This window comes from Flavobacterium antarcticum DSM 19726, assembly GCF_000419685.1.
GTDB classification, from domain to species: Bacteria; Bacteroidota; Bacteroidia; order Flavobacteriales; family Flavobacteriaceae; genus Flavobacterium; species Flavobacterium antarcticum.
This window is the reverse complement of sequence record NZ_ATTM01000004.1, coordinates 70,773-91,542: the sequence shown is the minus strand read 5'-3', so window position 1 is coordinate 91,542 and position 20,770 is coordinate 70,773. Positions and strand designations below refer to the sequence as shown.

The 20,770-nt window shown below is 33.6% G+C and carries 19 protein-coding genes; 13 read left to right on the top strand and 6 right to left on the bottom strand.

Annotated features, from left to right (window positions below):
* The first annotated feature begins 468 nt into the window (after positions 1–468).
* The 3 genes from sucC to YWA_RS0107740 all read left to right on the top strand — a co-directional run bounded on the left by sucC (position 469) and on the right by YWA_RS0107740 (position 3,153).
* Entirely contained in the window at positions 469–1,662 is a 1,194-nt protein-coding gene (gene sucC / locus YWA_RS0107755) for an ADP-forming succinate--CoA ligase subunit beta (RefSeq protein ID WP_022827942.1), read from the top strand.
* Positions 1,663–2,028: 366 nt separating this feature from the next.
* Positions 2,029–2,481 carry a response regulator gene (locus tag YWA_RS0107745; protein WP_022827940.1) on the top strand — a complete coding sequence of 151 codons (453 nt, stop codon included), beginning with the start codon at positions 2,029–2,031 and terminating at the stop codon, positions 2,479–2,481.
* A gap of 249 nt (positions 2,482–2,730) precedes the next feature.
* The gene (locus tag YWA_RS0107740; protein WP_022827939.1) at positions 2,731–3,153 is read left to right on the top strand and encodes a hypothetical protein; all 423 of its coding nucleotides are present in this window, start codon (positions 2,731–2,733) and stop codon (positions 3,151–3,153) included.
* Here the strand turns inward: YWA_RS0107740 and YWA_RS0107735 are convergent.
* The gene (locus YWA_RS0107735) at positions 3,139–3,942 is read right to left on the bottom strand and encodes an NYN domain-containing protein (RefSeq protein WP_022827938.1); all 804 of its coding nucleotides are present in this window, start codon (positions 3,940–3,942) and stop codon (positions 3,139–3,141) included. The genes YWA_RS0107740 and YWA_RS0107735 overlap by 15 nt on opposite strands.
* Positions 3,943–4,109: 167 nt before the next feature.
* Between YWA_RS0107735 and YWA_RS0107730 the strand changes: the two genes are divergently transcribed.
* Positions 4,110–5,375, top strand: coding sequence for an aminotransferase class I/II-fold pyridoxal phosphate-dependent enzyme (locus YWA_RS0107730; protein WP_022827937.1), 1,266 nt, complete (start codon positions 4,110–4,112; stop codon positions 5,373–5,375).
* Positions 5,376–5,493: 118 nt separating this feature from the next.
* A complete protein-coding gene (locus YWA_RS0107725; protein WP_022827936.1) occupies positions 5,494–5,970 on the top strand; it encodes a hypothetical protein in 477 nt (158 codons plus the stop codon).
* Here YWA_RS0107725 and YWA_RS0107720 read toward each other — a convergent pair.
* The 5 genes from YWA_RS0107720 to YWA_RS0107700 form a co-directional block, all read right to left on the bottom strand.
* The gene (locus YWA_RS0107720) at positions 5,963–6,724 is read right to left on the bottom strand and encodes a C40 family peptidase (RefSeq protein WP_022827935.1); all 762 of its coding nucleotides are present in this window, start codon (positions 6,722–6,724) and stop codon (positions 5,963–5,965) included. The two genes, YWA_RS0107725 and YWA_RS0107720, sit on opposite strands and share 8 nt — an antisense overlap.
* Positions 6,725–6,817: 93 nt before the next feature.
* Entirely contained in the window at positions 6,818–7,996 is a 1,179-nt protein-coding gene (locus YWA_RS0107715) for an acetyl-CoA C-acyltransferase (protein ID WP_022827934.1), read from the bottom strand.
* A gap of 185 nt (positions 7,997–8,181) precedes the next feature.
* Positions 8,182–9,018 carry an OmpA/MotB family protein gene (locus tag YWA_RS0107710; protein ID WP_022827933.1) on the bottom strand — a complete coding sequence of 279 codons (837 nt, stop codon included), beginning with the start codon at positions 9,016–9,018 and terminating at the stop codon, positions 8,182–8,184.
* Positions 9,019–9,096: 78 nt separating this feature from the next.
* Positions 9,097–10,089 carry a glycosyltransferase family 2 protein gene (locus tag YWA_RS0107705; protein WP_022827932.1) on the bottom strand — a complete coding sequence of 331 codons (993 nt, stop codon included), beginning with the start codon at positions 10,087–10,089 and terminating at the stop codon, positions 9,097–9,099.
* A gap of 14 nt (positions 10,090–10,103) precedes the next feature.
* Positions 10,104–10,559 (bottom strand): type I restriction enzyme HsdR N-terminal domain-containing protein, encoded by a 456-nt coding sequence (locus YWA_RS0107700; RefSeq protein ID WP_022827931.1) that lies wholly within the window; start codon positions 10,557–10,559, stop codon positions 10,104–10,106.
* Positions 10,560–10,647: 88 nt separating this feature from the next.
* Here YWA_RS0107700 and holA point away from each other — a divergent pair, with 88 nt between their 5' ends.
* From holA to gyrA, 8 genes are all read left to right on the top strand, one after another.
* Positions 10,648–11,649 (top strand): DNA polymerase III subunit delta, encoded by a 1,002-nt coding sequence (gene holA, locus YWA_RS0107695; protein ID WP_026718662.1) that lies wholly within the window; start codon positions 10,648–10,650, stop codon positions 11,647–11,649.
* Positions 11,650–11,892: 243 nt separating this feature from the next.
* Positions 11,893–12,069, top strand: coding sequence for a CAL67264 family membrane protein (locus tag YWA_RS14800; RefSeq protein ID WP_245557709.1), 177 nt, complete (start codon positions 11,893–11,895; stop codon positions 12,067–12,069).
* A gap of 108 nt (positions 12,070–12,177) precedes the next feature.
* Positions 12,178–13,872, top strand: a complete 1,695-nt coding sequence (ettA, locus tag YWA_RS0107685; RefSeq protein ID WP_022827928.1) for an energy-dependent translational throttle protein EttA — start codon at positions 12,178–12,180, stop codon at positions 13,870–13,872.
* A 69-nt stretch (positions 13,873–13,941) separates the two neighbouring features.
* The gene (locus YWA_RS0107680) at positions 13,942–16,122 is read left to right on the top strand and encodes a tetratricopeptide repeat-containing hybrid sensor histidine kinase/response regulator (protein WP_022827927.1); all 2,181 of its coding nucleotides are present in this window, start codon (positions 13,942–13,944) and stop codon (positions 16,120–16,122) included.
* A gap of 92 nt (positions 16,123–16,214) precedes the next feature.
* Complete coding sequence (locus YWA_RS0107675; protein WP_022827926.1) at positions 16,215–17,132, top strand: YihY/virulence factor BrkB family protein; 918 nt, start codon at positions 16,215–16,217, stop codon at positions 17,130–17,132.
* Between the two features lie 90 nt (positions 17,133–17,222).
* Positions 17,223–17,381, top strand: coding sequence for a lmo0937 family membrane protein (locus YWA_RS15675; RefSeq protein ID WP_022827925.1), 159 nt, complete (start codon positions 17,223–17,225; stop codon positions 17,379–17,381).
* A 213-nt stretch (positions 17,382–17,594) separates the two neighbouring features.
* Positions 17,595–17,765: a lmo0937 family membrane protein gene (locus tag YWA_RS15670; protein WP_022827924.1), complete on the top strand. Its 171-nt coding sequence runs from the start codon at positions 17,595–17,597 to the stop codon at positions 17,763–17,765.
* A 415-nt stretch (positions 17,766–18,180) separates the two neighbouring features.
* On the top strand, positions 18,181–20,763 hold the full coding sequence (gene gyrA / locus YWA_RS0107660) for a DNA gyrase subunit A (protein ID WP_022827923.1): 2,583 nt from the start codon (positions 18,181–18,183) through the stop codon (positions 20,761–20,763).
* Positions 20,764–20,770: the final 7 nt, after the last annotated feature.

The following is a 20,770-nucleotide window of genomic DNA, read 5'->3' as shown; positions in this document are numbered from 1 at the left end:
AATTATATTATTTATGATTTAGGATTAAAAAACCGATCTAATTTTTTGCCATAACTGCTTTTTATTACCATATAAATATTAAAAGTAAGTGTTATTTAGATTTATATCTGATAAATTAAAATTTGTTACACCATTTGAATTTCAGTTGGTAAACATTATTTACTTCGTTTATTAAAGAAATTTTAGGTGATCTCTTGAAAAAGATAAATTTTGGAAATATCCTTACTATGCAATATTGTTGAAAGTCCTAAATCAATTCAAATAAATAGAACGGTCAGGTTTACAATTTAAGTTCGTAATGGAGTACATATCATCACTTTCAGATTTTTTTTATTTAACAGTGTTTGCGGAATAATTGGCATTTAAAACAAACAAAGCGATTATAGCTAAATTAAAGCTAAAAATCTTTCGCCGATTAGACTTAATTAGTTATTTTTGTGCCACTTTTAAAAAGTCAAAAACTTCATTATGGATATACACGAATACCAAGGAAAAGAGATATTAGCCAGTTATGGTGTAAAAGTGCAACGCGGATATGTGGCGAATAACCCACAAGAAGCGGTTGCTGCAGCAAAACAATTAACTGCTGAAACAGGAACTGGGTGGCACGTTATTAAAGCGCAAGTTCACGCAGGTGGAAGAGGTAAAGGAGGCGGGGTTAAACTTGCTAAAAACTTGCAACAAGTGGAAGAAATTGCAGAGCAAATCATTGGTATGCAATTGATTACTCCACAAACTTCTGCTGAAGGTAAAAAAGTACATAAAGTTTTAGTGGCTGAGGATGTTTACTATCCTGGTGAAACGGAAACTTCAGAATTCTATATGTCGGTTTTATTAAACCGTGGGAAAGCTAGAAATATGATCATGTATTCTACTGAAGGTGGAATGGATATCGAGGAAGTAGCTGAGAAAACTCCTGAATTAATTTTTACTGAAGAAATTGATCCTTCTGTTGGATTGCAAGCTTTTCAAGCAAGAAGAATTGCCTTTAATTTAGGTCTTTCTGGGAATGCTTTTAAAGAAATGGTTCAGTTTGTAGATGCTTTATACAAAGCATACATCGGATCTGACGCTTCAATGTTTGAAATTAATCCAGTTTTGAAAACTTCAGACAATAAAATCATCGCTGTTGATGCTAAGGTAAATTTAGACGACAACGCTTTATACAGACATCCAAAATTAGCAGAGTACCGTGACATTCGTGAGGAAAATGCTATTGAAGTTGAAGCTAAAGCTGCAGGTTTAAACTATGTAGATTTAGATGGAACTGTAGGTTGTATGGTTAATGGTGCAGGACTTGCTATGGCAACAATGGACTTAATTAAATATGCAGGTTTTGAACCGGCTAACTTCCTTGACGTAGGCGGAACAGCAGATGCTAAACGTGTGGAACTTGCTTTCAGAATTATTTTGAAAGACCCAGCCGTAAAAGCAATTTTAATTAACATCTTTGGAGGAATCGTTCGTTGTGACCGTGTAGCTCAAGGTGTTGTTGATGCTTACAAAAATATGGGTGACTCAATTAAAGTGCCAATCATCGTTCGTTTGCAAGGTACAAATGCAGAAATTGCAAAAGAATTAATTGACAATTCAGGAATGCCAATTTTATCAGCAGTTGAATTTCAAGAAGCAGCTGACCAAGTAAAAGCCGCATTAAAATAATATAAAAACGTATTAGTTATAGTGTTCAAATTATTTCTAGTACATTAGATCATAAAAATTCCCAAGTTAGTGCTTGGGAATTTTTTTTACCGTTTTGAAATGTGGGAATATTGTAATGTTTGCAAAAAATTTCATAAACTCCACGTTCGGACAAAAGTCAATATTTGCATTTTGAAATTAATTTATCTGCATGATTAACGAGATTTATTTTTTTTCAAAATATTTAAAAATTAATTTAATTTATTGGACTTTAAATAAGAAATTATTAATAAGTAGTTATTTTTTGACTTTGTTTAATATTTTTTTTAAATTTGTTTACGTGGTTAAATTTATTTAATCACATTACCCCAAAATAAAAACTTGCTTATGAAATTAAATGCAGAACAAATGTATATCGTCTTAGCTGATGATGATGAAGATGATCGATTCTTCTTTAAATCTGCTGTTGATGAAATGGAGTTTAATTCTAAATTAAAAATGTTCAATGGAGGACAGGAATTAATGGATTATTTGAATCAAGATGATATCGCATTGCCTCATATTTTATTCTTAGATTTAAATATGCCTGGTCTTTCTGGTTTTGATTGTCTAAAACTTATACGATCGAATCAAAAATTAAGAGATATTTCTGTTGCAATTTATTCCACTTCTAATTCTGAGAAGGATATTGAGGAAACGCTAAGTGGTGGCGCTAATATTTACATTCACAAGCCCAGTGACTTTGATCGCTTAAAACATATCATCAGACACGTTTTAAAGATTAATTGGCAATATCAGACTTCTGGACTCAACAGAGAATCATTTTTCTTGAGTATATAGGATAGAATTTTAAAATTTTTTAAGAGAGACAGTAGTTTAACGCTACTGTCTTTTTTTTTGTTATAAATTTGTTTTATTAAATGCAAAATAAGTTCACGTTCATTTATAAATCACTTAATGTCAATTATTAAACGCAGCTTGCTGTTTAACGTTAAAATTAGCAGTTTGTCGGTATTTTTAATGTTAGTGCTTTATTTCTGTATATTTACATAAGTAAATCATAATTTATTTAACAAAATTTACAATAGTATGGAATTTTTTATTTTCTTCACAATTATTGTATTTGGTGTAGGCGCGTTTATTATATACAGAAGTACAAGCAAAAAAGGAACTGCCGAGAATTATTATTACAGACGCTATTTAAGAAATAGAATACAATTAGAAAAACATATTGATTCTTTGCAGCAGCTGATTTTAAATTATGAGTGTGGATCTAATGTTTGGGATGAAGGAAAAAATAGCACCGTTGAAGCATATCTGCTGCAGTTAAAAATCAACCTTCAGAATGAATATTCTGAAGGTACTTTAAAACTCTTAAAAAGAAATAAATTAAAAAATAAAGATAAAAACTATTACTCTAAAATATTAATCAAGCAAAGTGAAATGCTATTTCGTACCGAAACGGATTTAATTATTTTACACAACAAGTATAGTGCTTTAGCTGTACTTTAATTTTACGTAGACGTGTTTGATTCCTTTTTTCTCAGATTCGCGTTCGTCAATTTCTAGAATGTCAGTCAACGATTTCATCATTGGAGTCAACTTAACAAATCCATAATTTCTAGGATCAAATTCAGGTTTCTTCTTAACAATTAAATTTCCTACATCACCTAAAAACGCCCAACCGTCGTCGTCAGCGATGTCGTCTATCGTAGATTCAATAAGTTCGATGGTAGGTTCATCAATTTTATTAAGTGGTTTTTCTTGAGGTTTTTCAGCCACTTTTGAAATTTCTTTCCCCACTGATTTTTTAGAATCTACTTCGGTTGTTTTCTTAGCCGGTTTCTTTTTTATGGCTCCTTCTATAACTTCTATAAAGATGAAACGGTCACAGGCACTGATAAAAGGTTTTGGTGTTTTTTGTTCACCAATTCCAATCACTTTCATACCAGCTTCCCGAAGTCTTGTTGCTAATCGCGTAAAATCACTGTCGCTTGACACAATACAAAAACCATCTAGTTTCCCGGAATAAAGTAAATCCATTGCATCAATAATTAACGCAGAATCCGACGAATTTTTTCCAGAAGTGTAACTGTATTGCTGAATAGGAGTGATGGCATGTTCCAGTAAAACATTTTTCCAACCATTGGCATTGGGACGTGTCCAATCCGCATAAATTCTCTTTGTGGTTGGCGTTCCGTATTTAGTGATTTCTTCCATCATTCCCTTTACATTGCTGTAAGGTACATTATCAGCATCTATTAATACGGCTAATTTTAGTTCTGTTGTATGTTGAGGCATTATTTTAATTTTTGAACATTAAAGGTAAAACAATCTATTTATAGTTTCTGCAAATTTACCAACAAATAACCGTTTATTTTGAAACTTACATAAAATAAAGCCTTGCCATTACTCGTAATAATTTTAAAATTCGTACTTTTGTGGCGTTTTTTAACACAATAAAACTCATGGTAAAAGATTTATTCGAAAGAATTCAAAACAATAAAGGTCCTTTAGGGAAATGGGCTTCACAAGCGGAAGGTTATTTTGTATTTCCAAAGTTAGAAGGAGATTTAGGTCCAAGAATGCAATTTCAAGGTAAAGAAGTTTTAAACTGGAGTTTGAACGACTACTTAGGTCTAGCAAATCACCCAGAAGTACGAAAAGCAGATACTGATGCAGCAGCTAAATATGGTGCAGCAGCTCCTATGGGTGCTCGAATGATGTCTGGTCATACGAAATACCACGAACAATTAGAAAGCGAATTGGCCACTTTTGTAATGAAGGAAGCTGCTTATTTATTGAACTTCGGTTATCAAGGAATGGTTTCGATCATTGATGCTTTGGTAACAAGAAACGATATTATTGTCTACGATGTGGACGGTCACGCCTGCATTATTGATGGCGTTCGTTTGCACAGCGGGAAACGATATACCTACAAGCATAATGATTTGGAAAGTATGGAGAAAAACCTGCAACGTGCTACCAAAATGGCGGAAGAAACGGGTGGAGGAATTTTATTCATCACGGAAGGTGTTTTTGGAATGCGAGGTCAACAAGGTAAGTTGAAAGAAATTGTAGAAATGAAAAAGAAATACAATTTCCGATTATTAGTTGATGATGCACACGGCTTTGGTACGCTTGGAAAAACAGGAGCTGGAGCAGGTGAGGAACAAGGCGTTCAAGATGGAATTGATGTATACTTTTCTACTTTTGCCAAATCAATGGCGAATATTGGAGCATTTGTTGCTGCAGATCAAGAAGTTATCGATTATCTAAAGTACAACTTGCGTTCTCAAATGTTTGCGAAAGCATTGCCGATGATTCAAACAATAGGTTCTTTAAAGCGATTAGAATTGTTGCGTAATCACCCGGAATTAAAAGATAAACTTTGGGAAAATGTAAATAAATTACAAAACGGATTAAGAACAAAAGGCTTTAATATTGGTGATACAAATACTTGTGTTACACCTGTTTACCTAGAAGGAAGTGTGCCTGAAGCAATGGTAATGGTAAATGACCTGAGAGAAAACTACGGAATTTTCTTGTCTATTGTTATCTATCCAGTTATTCCAAAAGGAATGATTTTATTACGTGTAATTCCTACTTCATCACATACATTTGCTGATATCGATCAAACATTATCAGCTTTCGAAGCAATTCGAGAAAAATTAGAAAATGGAACTTATAAAGCAATTGCAGACCAAACTAAGGTTGATTTGGACGTTGTTTAAAATTTTTATAAAAATTAAGTTTGAAGCAAAATATTCTCAACGGAGAATGTTTTGCTTTTTTTAATTCCTTTTTCTGTATATTTATAACTGAAATTTATTTCAAAACAACTTCACAACTATGAAAAACCAACTATTATTTCCTTTACTCGCTGTCTTTATTTTATCATCTTGTAAAAAAGAAGTAAATCAACCTTTGGTCACTCCAACGGTACAGGAAGAAATGGTGTCGAACGAGTCTCAAATTGTGTGTTACCAGGGAATAATTAAAAATGACACTATAAATTTGAGTTTGCATATTGAGCAAAATCAAGCAATTAAGGGAGAATTATCCTATTTGTTTTTTGAAAAAGATAAAAATAACGGAACAATTGTAGGTCAGATGGTCGGCGATACTTTAAGAGCCAATTATACCTTTATGTCGGAAGGAAAAAAGAGTGAAAGAGAAATTGTTTTTCTTCGGAAAGGTAAAATAATGATTGAAGCGTACGGAGATGTAGAAGAAGTTGATCGAAAAATAATTTTTAAAGATCCAAAGAAATTATTTTTTGATAGTGCGACTGTTCTAACAGAAGTAATTTGTCCTGAAGCTAAATAATTCGTTTGATTACACGTAACTTATGTGTATGTCGATTGGTTTCTGCATTGAAAATTCCCAAGTGGTCTAAACGATCTATGCGTACTTTTCCACTGGCGTGAATAATGTAATTGTCGTTCATAATAATTCCTACGTGAATAATTTTGCCTTCCTCATTGTCAAAAAATGCCAAATCACCCGGTTCACTTTCTTCGATAAAACTTAAAGCTTCGCCTTGAGTAGCTTGCTGAGAAGCATCACGCAAAATAGCATAACCGTTTAATTTATAGACCATTTGTGTAAAACCCGAACAGTCGATACCGAAAGGTGTTTTTCCACCCCAAAGATAAGGTGCATTTAAATAAAGAAATGCCGTCTCAATAAGCTTTTCCTTTGGTTGAATTCCTTTTGATTCTAATCCTTCAAACAAGTAATTTGCTGTGTTAATTTCTGGAAATTGTAAAAATGAGACCGAAGAACCTAACGGAATTGGAATCAAAATATTTTCTTTCGTTGAAATATACTCGACCAAATCACCGTTTAAAACGACAGCGGTTTTGTTTAATTTTTTAAAATCTATTTCTGAAATAGGCCGGCTTTGTTTGCTATCGATCCAACCTTCATATCCATCGTCGTGCAATTTGATTCGGAGCCAATTTTTAGTAGTTTCCGTTATTTCAAAAAATTCACCAAAGAGCACCTGTGAAACAATTTCACTTCGATCATTTGGTTCAAAACGTAACGGTATATTGGCGAGTTCACAAATTCCGAACATGCAGTTGGATTTAAAAATAAATGATGAATTTTAAATAAAAATTGAAATTAATTCATTTTATCTAAAATTCACCATTTACAGAATATTATTTTATTAGATTCTTTCAATAACAATTGCCGAAGCGCCACCACCACCGTTGCAAATTGCAGCAGCACCAGTTTTAGCATTGTTTTGCTCTAATACATTTAGTAAAGTTACAATGATTCTTGCACCTGAACAACCAAGAGGATGACCCAAAGAAACTGCACCACCGTTAACGTTTACTTTATCATTTTCTAATCCTAAAATTTTTGCATTAGCTAATCCAACAACAGCAAAAGCTTCGTTAAATTCGAAATAATCAACATCGCTGATTTTCATTCCTACTTTATCCAATGCTTTTGGTAATGCTTTTGCAGGAGAAGTTGTAAACCATTTTGGCTCTTGAGCAGCATCTGCATAGCTTTTAATATAAGCAAGTGGCTTGATGCCTAATTCTTTTGCTTTGTCTTCACTCATTAAAACCAATGCCGCAGCACCGTCATTAATTGTAGAAGCATTTGCAGCAGTTACGGTTCCTTCTTTTGTAAAAACAGCGTTTAAAGTTGGAATTCTATCTAATTTCACATTAGTATATTCTTCATCTTTGTCCACGATAATTGCGTCACCTCTTCTTTGAGGAACTGCTACAGGAACAACTTCATTAGCAAATTTACCTTCGCTCCATGCTTTTGCAGAACGTTCGTAAGATTGAATGGCAAATTTATCTTGATCTTCTCTTGAAAACTCATATTCCTTTGCACATAAATCAGCACAAACTCCCATTGCATTATTGTCGTAAGCATCTGTAAGTCCGTCTTTTTGCATTCCGTCCACCATAGTAGATGGACCAAATTTATTTCCGTTTCGCATGTGTACGTAATGTGGAATCAAACTCATGTTTTCCATTCCTCCAGCAACAACAATTTCAGCGTCACCTGCCATAATTGCTTGAGCACCTTGCATTACCGCTTTCATTCCTGAAGCACATACTTTATTCACAGTAGTTGCAGCAACTTCATTAGATAAACCAGCTAAAAGAGCCGCTTGTCTTGCCGGAGCTTGACCAACGCCTGCTTGAACTACGTTACCCATAATTACTTCATCCACTTTTGAAGGGTCTAAATTTATTTTTTCTAAAGCACCTTTAATCGCTGCAGCACCTAATTGTGGAGCGGTAACCGTTGATAAGGCTCCCATAAAACTTCCAATTGGCGTACGAACAGCTGATACTATAACTACTTTCTTATTCATTTTAATGTGTATTAAATTTGAGTTGCGAATTTACTGAAAATACCTTAATCTAGAAATGCTTTTGACAAAAATTGATGAAACTAACTGTTGGCCACCGAATATAATTTCTAAAAATTTAGGTTTTTGGTAAAAAAAAAGGTTTGAAGCAATGCTCCAAACCTTTGATTATGATTTTTGACTATTAATTATTTAGTCAATTTCTTCATTTCTTTTTCGATCATATCGTAAAATTGATCGATTTTAGGAAGAACAACAATACGTGTTCTTCTATTTGTCATTCTGTTTTCAGCAGAAGTATTTTCTACTAACGGAACATATTCTCCACGTCCTGCAGCAATCAAACGTTTTGGGCTTACACCAAAATCTTTCGCTAATACTCTAACGATTGAAGTCGCACGTTTTACACTTAAATCCCAGTTGTCTAATAAAGTACCATTGCTAATGAAAGGCACGTTATCAGTATGACCTTCTACCATACACTCAAACTCAGGTTTGTCGTTTACTACTTTCGCAACTTTTCCTAAAATTTCTTTAGCACGATCGCTTACTACATAACTTCCGCTTTTAAACAATAATTTATCAGCGATAGAAATAAATACAACGCCTTTTTCAACGTTAATTTCAATATCTGGATCAGAAATTCCAACCGTACGTTTCAAACTAGAAACTAATGCTAAAGTAACGCTGTCTTTTTTAGTTAAAGCATCTTGCATACGAGTGATTTTTAAATCTTTCTCTTTCATGCTTTCTAACGCTTTCTCAATGTTTTCAGCTCCTTTTGTTGACAAAGTAGTCAAGTTACCCATATTGTTAATCAAATCAGAGTTGTTCTTTTTCAAGAAATCCAATTGACTGGCAATTCCGTCTTTTTCAGTCAAACAAGTATTCAGTTTAACTGTAGCCGTATTTAAAAGATCCTGAATCTCTTTGTTTCGGTTTTCCAACTCCGTAATTTTCTTTTTGGTACCGCATGAAGTAGCTAGGAACGCTACTAATGATAAGGCTAAAAATACTTTTTTCATAAATGTTTTCTTTTTTAGTTTCTACACAAATTTAAGGTTAATAAAAGATAGTTTTCAACGGAATTACCTAAACTATTGTTAAAGTATGTCTCCAAATACCTTGCCGTTTCTAATAAAATAACGGTATACGACCGATTTTGTTTTGTAGTAATTTTTACGTTGAACCACATCTCTTTTTTTATAGCTTGATCGAAAATTAAGATAAAATGAATAATGCGCATTTAAAATTGCTCCGAAATGTTTGAATTTTCCTTGAAAAATAAATTGGAATCCAGCTATTCCATCCAGTAACATTCGCATAATCAATGTTGTAAATAGAATGTTTTTCGGAAGATTTTTGGTCAACATCAATAAGGAATTTCTAAAATTCAGAAAAGTCTTCCGCGGATTTCCGTGTTGTAAAGTAGCACCGCCAACATGGTAAACAACAGAATCAGGAATAAATTTAGTTGTATAGTTATTATTAAAAGCACGCCAACATAAATCCACTTCCTCCTGATGGGCAAAGAACGAATCGTCAAAACCATTTAAACGGTGGAATACTTCACTACGAATAAAAAAACAAGCGCCAGAAGCCCAAAAAATTTCTACCGCATCGTTATACTGGCCAAAATCTTCTTCAACGGTATCAAAAATGCGACCTCGACAAAATGGATAGCCAAAAGAATCAATAAATCCTCCTGCGGCACCAGCGTATTCAAACTTACTTTTATTTTTAAAATCTAAGATTTTCGGCTGAATGATAGCCGTTTCTTTTTCATTTTTAAAAGTTTCAATAATGGGTTGCAACCAATTTGGAGTGACTTCAATATCCGAGTTTACTAAAGCATAAACATCCGCATCTAAATTCTTCAACGCTTCATTATATCCTTTGGCAAAGCCAAAATTAGCAGTATTTTGAATGATTTGTATTTCAGGAAATTCAGTTTGCAGGACTTGAATGGAATCATCTGTCGAAGCGTTATCAGCAACATAAATAATTGCTTCTCTAGAATAAGCAATTATTGTAGGCATAAATTGCTGTAACAATTCAGCTCCATTCCAGTTTAAAATGACGACGGCTACTTTCATTGATAAGGTCGAATCTAAATTTTATGATTTATAAGGGACGGCAAATCTTGTAAAAAATGATACTTTTCATTCGCATAATCCATTTGGCAAAAGTAATGTTCCAATCCGTTAGTTACCATTAAATAGTCTGCTTTTAACGCCAAATTATAACGTGCGATTTGGTCAAACGTCTGCTGACTGATTTTAATTTCAGGTGCTTTGCATTCCACAAGCAAGAAAATCGAACCGTCGGGATTGAATACGACCACATCGTATCGTTTAGTTAAGTCATTTAATTTGATTAATTTCTCCACATTGATCCAAGATTTTGGATAGGCTTTGTCGTAAATTAAATGATGCACTACATGTTGCCTCACCCATTCTTCAGGAGTAAGGATTATAAATTTTTTCCTTATTTCATCAAAGATGGCTACTTTATTTTCCCTATTTTTGAAACGAAATTTATACGGCGGAAATAGAAGTGGTTGCATTCAGCAAAAATAGGGATTTGTTTACAGATTCAAATTTTAAATGGATGCAAAATTCACTTTCTATTTCTAGAAAATGAAAGACGTTCCAATGGATGAAATTATAAGAATTGTCAAAGACATAAACGAGAAACGGATCAAACCTATTTATTTTTTGATGGGTGATGAACCGTATTACATTGATAAATTGTCTGATTATATTGAACAAAATGTATTGACCGAAGAAGAAAAAGGTTTTAATCAAACGGTGTTGTACGGTCGCGATGTGGAAGTGGAAGATATTATTTCGACGTGTAAACGATATCCTATGATGTCGGATTACCAAGTTGTTATTGTTAAAGAAGCTCAGGATTTGTCGCGTACAATTGATAAATTAGAAGCATATGTTGACAATCCGACCCCTACGACGATTTTAGTAGTTTGTTATAAATACAAAACACTCGACAAACGAAAGAAAATGGTGAAAACCATTGAAAAAACGGCGCTTTTGTTTGAAAGTAAAAAATTATATGATACCGCATTGCCTCAATGGTTGAAACGGGTTTTATCGGGTAAAAAATTAGATATTGAGCCCAAAGCATCAGCAATGCTCATTGATTTTCTAGGGAACGATTTGAGTAAAATTTCAAATGAAATTGACAAACTAGCGATTGTTTTACCTGCAGGATCAACTATTACACCAGAAGTGATTGAAAAAAACATTGGCTTCAGTAAGGATTTTAATATTTTTGAATTTCAAAAAGCAATTGGACAAAAAAATGTCCTAAAATCCTATTCGATAGCTTATTATTTTCATGACAACCCAAAAGATCACAACGTAATTGCCGTAACGGGAATTTTATTCAGTTTCTTTTCTAAACTTTTGCAATACCATGGATTAAAAGATAAATCTCCAAAAAATACAGCAAGTGTACTCAAGATAAGTCCGTATTTTGTGGGTGATTATGAAATGGCTGCAAAGAATTATCCCATGAGAAAAGTAAGCCAAATTGTAGCGGCTTTGCGCGATATTGATGTAAAAAGTAAAGGTGTTGGTGCCACTTTAAATGACAAAGAATTATACAAAACATTGTTGTTCTCTGTTTTTAATTAAAAATCACTACTTGTAGGTAGTTTTCGAATTTGTTTTTCAATTAACTTTATACCATAGTTTGGTTAGTTACTAACAGAAGTCAAAAGAGCATATTGAACGTAATTTCAGTGTGCTTTTTTTAGTTTAAAAATTATTCATTTGAAATCTTACTGTAAAAAAATATGATTTACTTAAAAAGACAATTAATTCCTTTATTTTTTTGTGAATTTCACGATATTTGTCGAAAAATTGATTGCTATGGGAATGAATAAAAACACCATTTTAGGATGGGCTACTTTTATAATGGTATTAATGGGCTTACTATTAATAGGTTTGGGAGCTTTCCGTTACAGCGACGTTTCTGGATGGGGATTTGCAGCCGTTGGTATCGGGTTTTTTGCGATTGCTTGGGTGTTTAATGCATTGAAAGGACGCGTTTAAATTTGGCGAAAGCCAAGAAGCAACAACCACAATTACTACCAATTTTGCCGCTAGATTCTCACTTATTTTAGCTATATTTGTGGTCATTTAAAAATAAAATAATCAGTTATGTCAGACGATAAAAAAGTCATATTTTCGATGCAGAAATTGAGTAAAACCTACTCAAGCAGCGACAAACAGGTGCTTAAAAATATTTATTTAAGTTTTTTCTACGGTGCTAAAATTGGTATTTTAGGTCTAAATGGTTCGGGAAAATCTTCTTTACTTAGAATCATTGCTGGAGAAGATAAAAATTACCAAGGTGATATTACGTTCGCTCCTGGATATACGGTTGGCTATTTAGAACAAGAACCTAAACTTGATGAAACTAAAACCGTAATTGAAATTGTTCGTGAAGGAGCTGCAGAAACGATGGCAGTTTTGGAAGAGTACAATCAAATCAATGATTTATTTGGTCTTGAAGAAAACTATTCTGATCCAGATAAAATGGACAAATTGATGGATCGTCAAGCAGCTTTACAAGATAAAATTGATGCGTTAGGAGCTTGGGAAATTGACACCAAACTTGAAATCGCAATGGATGCTTTACGAACGCCAGACCCTGATACACCTATAAGTGTACTTTCTGGTGGAGAAAAAAGACGTGTGGCATTGTGTAGATTATTATTGCAACAACCTGATGTTTTACTTCTAGATGAGCCTACGAATCACTTGGATGCAGAAAGTGTACTTTGGTTAGAACAACACTTGGCTCAATATTCAGGAACCGTAATTGCAGTAACGCACGATAGGTATTTCTTGGATAATGTTGCAGGTTGGATTTTAGAGTTGGATAGAGGAGAAGGTATTCCGTGGAAAGGAAATTATTCTTCTTGGTTGGACCAAAAGTCTACGCGAATGGCTTCTGAAGAAAAAGTAGCTTCTAAACGTAGAAAAACGTTGGAACGTGAGTTGGACTGGGTTCGTCAAGGAGCGAAAGGAAGACAATCGAAACAGAAAGCGCGTTTGCAGAATTACGATAAATTATTAAACGAAGACCAAAAAGAACTGGACGAGAAATTAGAAATTTACATTCCTAATGGACCACGTTTAGGGAATAATGTGATTGAAGCATCTAATGTTGCAAAAGCATTTGGTGACAAATTATTATATGACAATTTAAATTTCACATTGCCTCAAGCGGGAATTGTTGGAATTATCGGACCCAATGGTGCTGGTAAATCTACTATTTTCAAAATGATTATGGGTGAACAAGAAACGGATTCGGGTTCATTTAATGTAGGTGAGACTGTAAAAATCGCTTATGTAGATCAGTCGCATACGAATATTGATCCTAATAAATCAATTTGGGAAAACTTTTCAGACGGACAAGAATTAATTATGATGGGTGGTCGTCAAGTCAATTCACGTGCATATTTAAGCCGATTTAACTTTGGTGGAAGCGACCAAAACAAGAAAGTTTCTATGTTGTCTGGTGGAGAACGAAACCGTTTGCACTTGGCAATGACTTTAAAAGAAGAAGGAAACGTACTTTTATTGGATGAGCCTACGAATGATTTGGACATTAATACACTTCGAGCTTTAGAGGAAGGTTTAGAAAATTTTGCTGGTTGTGCTGTTGTAATTTCGCACGACAGGTGGTTTTTAGATCGTATTTGCACACACATTTTAGCTTTTGAAGGAAATTCTGAAGTGTATTTCTTTGAAGGAAGTTTTAGTGAGTATGAAGAGAATAAAAAGAAACGATTAGGTGGCGACTTGACACCGAAACGAATAAAATATAGAAAGTTAATTCGTAACTAATTAAATTACAAAATCCCAACTCAAAATTGGGATTTTTTTTATACTTTTCACTCCCCTTAAATCTATTTCGTGAGAATTTTATTTTTATTTATAATTGGTATTTTTTCTATTTTTAGTCATTCGCAAAACAAGGAAGATTCGGCAAAAGCAGAATTACTTTTAAATGAAGCAGCCTCTTTTTACAAAAAACAAAACTATATAAAAGCACTCAATCTTTCTAAAGAAGCGCTTTCCCTATCGTTAAATAATAACGATGAATATCACCTCGCACTTTCGTATAATTTAATTGGTAGTATTTACGGTGATTTTTCGCAGTCAGATCGCGCCTTAAACTTTTACACTAAAGGATTGGCTTACGCGAATAAGGTTGATAATGATACCTTGCGGTTGTGGCTTAATTCAAATATTGGCGGCGTTTATTATTACAATAATATTGATATCAAGGAAAGTATTCGATTTTATGATAAGTCGTTGGAATTAGCTGAAAAGGTCAAAGACAGTTTGCAAATCACTTTCATACGCTTAAATATTGCAAATGCGTATTTTGAATTGGAAAACCCTGATTCTGGAATGGCGTACATAAAACCGTTGAGTTCCTATATTGAAAAGAGTGAAAACCTAGAATCCAAGATTACGTATCATGATTTATTAGCCAAGTATTACAGTTTAAAAGGAGTAAATAAAAAGGCAGAAGAAAATTTTTTAAAGGCAATTGGTTTTGCTAAAACTTTTGAATCGCCTTACCAGTTGCAGGATGTTTATCAAAATTTTGCTAATCATTATTTGAATAGCGGCAATCTAATAGAAGGCAAAAGATATAGCAAACTGGCGAAAGCGTTCGAGGTAGATGTGGCTTCAGAGGATAAACTTGACACAATAGATAAAGTAGCTACTCAGATTGAATTAGATGAATATCGATTTCAATTTGAAAGAATCGAAATTAAAAATGAACTGCAAAATCAAAAAATTAGAGAATCTCGCATCCTTATTATTGGTTTTTGCGTAATTCTGATTATTCTATTAGTTTTGATTTATAGTTTGTACAGGAATAAAAAACTTGTTAAGAAAAATAATAGTGCCTTGTTTCTGAAAAATAAGGAATTATTAGCGGCGAAAAATACTGCGGAAGAACATTCTGTTTTGAAATCGCAGTTTATTTCAACGGTAAGTCATGAGTTGCGAACGCCTTTGTACGGAGTTGTAGGACTGTCAAATATAATTTTAGAAGAAAATAAAGATTTAGTTAACCAAGAAAACTTGCATTCACTGCATTTTTCTGCACAATATTTATTAGCTTTAGTAAATGATTTGTTAGATATCAATAAAGTAGAAGAAAATAAGATTATTCTGAAGAAGAATCATTTTGATTTACGGAAAGAATTGGCAATCATAAATAATTCGATGACCTTTATGGCTAATACAAATGGGAATCAGCTTTCCGTTTGTGTTGATGAAGAGCTACCTGAACAATTAGTTGGAGATGAATTAAGACTGTCGCAGATTATAATAAATTTGATCAGCAATGCTTTAAAATTTACCAAAAACGGGAAAGTTAGTATTGAAGTAAAGGTATTAGAAAAGAAAAGTGAAAAGTGCACAGTTGAGTTTGCCATCAGCGATACGGGATTGGGAATAAAGCGTGAAGATCAGGAACGAATTTTTGATAAATTTGTTCAAATTGAACGGAAGCAAGGTGATTACTTGGGAACAGGATTGGGATTGCCAATCGTTAAAAAGTTAGTCGAACTTTTTAACGGCACCATTTCCTTAGAGAGTGAAGAAAATAAAGGAACTACATTTAAATTCGCTATAGAATTTGAATATTTGGATACGAAGCCGGTAGAAATTAACAGTACACCAAAAGAAAAACGAATGAAAAAAGAATTGCATATTTTGGTAGTGGAGGATAATAAGATCAATCAGATCGTAACAAAGAAGATTATTCAACGCAAAAATTATCCATGTACAATAGCGGAAAGTGGACATGAGGCTATTGAATTATTAAAAACAAATGTTTTTGATGTAATATTAATGGACATCAGTATGCCAATTCTTGACGGCTATGAAACTTCTAAAATTATTCGTGAACTTGGCATTGAAACTCCTATTATCGCTTTAACCGCATTTGAACGTGGAGAAGTGGAAGCAAAAGCGAAAGAACATGGGATTTCGGATGTCATTATTAAGCCTTTTAATCCAGAAATTTTGTTTGAAACAATCGAAAAGTTGTTTGCTAAATCGGTTAGTTAGCGCTGTAAAATTTATAATATTATAACTATATCTGTAAAATCTGTAAGTGGAGCTCTCTTTTAGAAAGTAACTTTGTTTACAAAACAATTTAAATGAAAAAGAAAGAGCTTTTTAAAAATTCTTGGGGACTTCTAAAAGAAACCTTTGATGCGTTTTTAGAGGATAATGCTATAAAATTAAGTGCATCCTTATCCTATTATACCATATTTTCTTTACCGCCTTTGTCGATAATTATTTTATCAGTAACTGGGTTATTCTTTGGTAAAGAAGCAGTTAGAGGTCAGTTTTTTGGACAAATAAATGGAATGGTAGGAAACGATGCTGCTATTCAAATCCAAGATACCATTAAAAACATCGAATTATCGGACAGTAATATGTTCGCTGCAATTTTTGGCGGAATCATGTTATTAATTGGTGCTTCTGGTGTTTTTGCTGAAATTCAAAGTTCGATCAACTATATATGGGGTTTGAAAGCGAAACCAAATAAGGGATTAATAAAATTTATTAAAAACCGATTGATGTCCTTTTCAATGATTGCGGCAGTTGGCTTTCTGCTTTTAGTCAGTTTAACGGTGAATACGGTTATGGATGTTTTAAACAACCAACTTGTAATTTATTTCCCTGATTTGACGGTATATGTATTTTATATTTTAAATACCGTAATCCTTTTTGCGAGTACGACACTTTTATTTTCTATAATATTTAAAACATTACCTGATGGAACGATGAGTTGGAAAGACACCTTTATAGGAGCTGCTTTTACTTCTTTCTTTTTCATGTTGGGAAAATTTGCAATTGGATTTTATTTAGGAAATTCAACTGTAGCGAGTGTTTATGGTGCAGCAGGCTCAGTGGTTATAATACTGGTTTGGGTGTATTACTCTGCTATTATTTTATACTTCGGAGCTGAGTTTACAAAGGTTTACTCGCTACGTTACGGACGTAAAATTATACCAAACGATTACGCCGTAGAAATTCAAAAAGAGATTTTTGAAATTGAAACAAAATAATTTTATAACATTTCAAAATAATTTCATAAAGCACAATCTGTTATTAATGAGGATCTTTGACATTATAATTTAACCAATAAAAAAAAAGCTATGGGAAATTTATTGTACACAATTGCAGTTATTCTGATTATCATTTGGGCAATCGGATTTTTAGGAGGATTTGTAACAAGCGGAATCATTCACGTTTTACTTGTAATCGCTGTAATCGCGATTATATTACGAGTAATTCAAGGTAAAAAACCTATATAAGAAATTAAGTTTTTTGTTTTAAATTGTTTTTGGTGAAACGGCCTTCTGAATTTTTTTGGGAGGCCGTTTTTTTTCGTATTATAGTGCCAGTAACTGTTTGATAATAATTGTGTAACATAATATTCATATCTTGTAATCTGATCTAGAATAGTAGGTAGTACTTTAGCATTAATAAAAAAACTAATATATAATTAACCAACAAAAACAAACATTATGGGAAATTTACTTTACACAATCGCAGTTATTTTAGTAATCATTTGGGCTCTTGGATTCTTCGGCATTTTAGGAGCAGGAATCGCTACAGGAGGATTGATTCACATCTTATTAGTAATCGCAATCATCATTGTATTATTAAGATTGATTTCAGGAAGAAGACCATTGTAAGAAATACGACGCAAATTGCTATGAAGATAAAAATCGCTGATATTCAGCGATTTTTTTTATACCAATAATTCTTTAAGTTCTCACTGTGCTTCTTTTTGAACTTACTAAAAAGACGTATACTATTATATTAAATCTAGTTATCTCTAATGCAACGTCAAATCGAAGTTCTACACTTGATCATTCTTCAACTTTTACAAACTATTCCATTAAAATTTACTCATTTCAACACATCGACTCAAAGGCGAAAGCGTATTTTATTTGCAGATTTTAACGAACAAGGTAAAAACCAATTAAAAGCAAGTAATTGTTAATAAATTCGGGAAATTTCCATGTCATTTATACCTGAAAAATTCTTAAAAAAGGTTATATTAGCGGGATTTTTAGAGTAAACGAATTTTTAATATAAATAGATAATATGTCTGACGGAGAAAAGTTAATTCCAATAAACATAGAAGAGGAAATGAAATCAGCTTACATCGATTATTCGATGTCGGTTATTGTGTCAAGAGCACTTCCTGATGTTAGAGATGGCTTGAAACCTGTACACCGTAGAGTTTTATATGGAATGTACGATTTAGGAGTGACTTCAAGATCAGCTCATAAGAAGTCTGCAAGGATTGTAGGTGAAGTATTAGGAAAGTATCACCCACACGGAGATACATCTGTGTACGACGCGATGGTTCGTATGGCACAAGAATGGAGTTTGCGTTATTTATTGGTAGACGGTCAAGGTAACTTTGGATCTGTAGATGGCGATAGTCCAGCAGCAATGCGTTATACGGAAGCGAGAATGCGTAAAATTTCGGAAGAAATCATGGCAGATATCGAAAAAGAAACCGTTGATTTTCAATTGAATTTTGACGATACGTTGTATGAGCCAACTGTTATGCCAACGCGTGTTCCAACTTTATTGATAAATGGAGCTACAGGAATTGCTGTTGGTATGGCTACAAATATGCCTCCTCACAATCTTACAGAAGTTATTGACGGAACATTAGCTTACCTGGATAACAATGATATTGAAATTGATGAGTTAATGAACTACATCAAAGCACCCGATTTTCCAACAGGTGGTGTAATATATGGTTATGACGGTGTTCGTGAAGCTTTCAAGACAGGAAGAGGACGTATTGTTATGCGTGCTAAAGTTGGTTTTGAAGAAGTAGACGGACGCGAATGCATAATCGTTACTGAAATTCCGTACCAAGTGAACAAAGCAGATATGATCAAACGTACTGCTGATTTGGTAAACGAAAAGAAAATTGAAGGAATTGCAAATATCCGTGATGAATCGGATCGAAATGGAATGCGTATCGTTTATATTTTGAAACGTGATGCAACGCCAAACGTGGTTTTGAATACCTTATATAAATATACACAATTACAATCTTCTTTCAGTGTCAACAATATCGCGCTTGTGAAAGGGCGTCCACAAATGTTGAACGTAAAAGACATGATTCACTATTTCATCGAACACCGTCATGATGTTGTGGTTCGTAGAACGCAATTTGAATTACGTAAAGCCGAAGAAAGAGCGCATATTTTAGAAGGTTTGATTATTGCTTCGGATAACATTGATGAGGTAATTGCGATAATCAGAGGTTCGAAAAACACAGAAGAAGCACGTGAAAAATTAATTGAAAGATTTAAACTTTCAGATATTCAAGCAAGAGCAATTGTAGAAATGCGTTTGCGTCAATTAACAGGTCTGGAACAAGACAAGTTAAGAACTGAATACGAAGAATTGATGAAATTAATTGAGCATTTGAAAGCTTTATTAGCAGACGTTAATTTACGTACGGAATTAATCAAAGAAGAATTAATTGAAATCCGTGATAAATACGGTGACGAGCGTCGTTCTCAAATTGAATATGCAGGTGGAGATGTAAGTATTGAAGATTTAATTGCGGATGAGAATGTAATTATTACCATTTCGCACGCTGGTTATATTAAACGTACAAATCTTACCGAATACAAAACACAAAATAGAGGTGGAGTAGGACAGAAAAGTGCAGGAACAAGAGATCAAGATTTCTTGGAACACATGTTTGTGGCTACTAATCACCAATATATGATGTTCTTTACGCAAAAAGGAAAATGTTTCTGGATGCGTGTTTACGAAATTCCGGAAGGAAGTAAGACAAGTAAAGGACGTGCAATTCAAAACTTGATCAATATTGAAAGCGATGATAAAGTGAAAGCTTTTATCTGTACGCAAGATTTAAAAGATTTGGATTACATCAACAGCCATTATGTGATTATGGTGACCAAACAAGGTCAAGTGAAAAAGACTTCGTTAGAACAGTATTCTCGTCCACGAGTAAATGGAGTAGCTGCGATAACTATTCGCGAAGACGATGAATTATTAGAAGCTAAATTAACGGATGGTGAAAGCCAAATTTTAGTGGCAGTGAAATCCGGTAAATTGGTTCGTTTTGAGGAAAGTAAAACCCGTCCAATGGGAAGAACTGCTTCAGGTGTTCGTGGAATTACGCTTCAAGACGACAAAGACGAGGTAATTGGTATGGTTTCTGTTAATAAGGACAATGTAAACGATACGCAACTTCTCGTTGTTACTGAAAAAGGATACGGAAAACGTACAAAATTAGTAGAAGAAGACGGCGTTGATGTGTACAGAATTACAAATCGAGGTGGTAAAGGAGTTAAGACCCTTAATATTACAGAGAAAACAGGAGCTTTAATCTCAATCAATGCGGTAAACGATAACGATGATTTGATGATTATCAATAAGTCAGGTTTAACGATCAGAATGGCAGTGGAAGACTTAAGAGTCATGGGTCGTGCCACTCAAGGTGTGAAATTAATCAACATCAAAGGAAACGATTCAATTGCTGCTGTTACGAAAGTAATGAAAGACGACGAAGAAGAAATTAAAACAGATGAAGAATTAATTGAAGGAACCGACGGAGAAAATAGTGCAACCTCAGAAGATTCAGAACCGTCAGACGAATCTCTTGATACTGATACGGAAGAATAATAATTTA